This is a genomic window from Burkholderia sp. HMSC10F09 (assembly GCF_001806955.1).
GTDB classification, from domain to species: Bacteria; Pseudomonadota; Gammaproteobacteria; order Burkholderiales; family Burkholderiaceae; genus Burkholderia; species Burkholderia multivorans.
Window position 1 is genome coordinate 1 of sequence record NZ_KV786530.1, and the last position, 575, is coordinate 575.

Sequence of the window (575 nt, forward strand, 5' to 3'; positions counted from 1 at the left end):
GCGGGCAACGGCAGCAGCGCGGACAGCAGGACGGCGCCGGCAAGCCGGTGCGCGACGCGGTTCGGCACGGCGGGCACGATCGTGCGCCGCGTGTGGCGGGCGGACGCCGGACGGCGCCGCGGCATGAGACGGATGGAAACCATGATCGAGAAGTCGGTAAACGATGGGCCGGTGCGGCTTTCATTTCCCATGTCACGCGACGACCGCGAAATGGCTCACGTCGGCCCGAAATTTTTCGCGCGGTCACGAACGGGCCGGCACGACGGTCGCCCAGTAGCGCGTCACGTAGCGGACGTCGATCGGCAGCGTCGCCTTCAGCGTGTCGAGCACGCGCGCCGGATCGTCGAGCGGATAGCTGCCCGACACGCGCAGGTCCGCGACGGCCGCATCACAGCGCAGCGTGCCGCGCCGGTAGCGGTCGAGCTCCGCGACGAGATCGGCGAGCCGCATCCGCGAGGCGACCAGCATCCCGTCGGTCCACGCGGCGGCATACGGCGCGAGCGGCGCCGGCGCGTCGACCGCGTCGCGCGTGAAGCGCGTGCCGCTGCCGGCCGCAATCGTGCGCGCGTCGGCCG

The 575-nt window shown here is 72.5% G+C and carries 1 pseudogene; it reads right to left on the reverse strand.

The features are described from left to right. Positions 1-243: 243 nt before the first annotated feature. A pseudogene (locus HMPREF3115_RS02685) lies at positions 244-575 on the reverse strand (iron dicitrate transport regulator FecR); the annotation flags it as partial.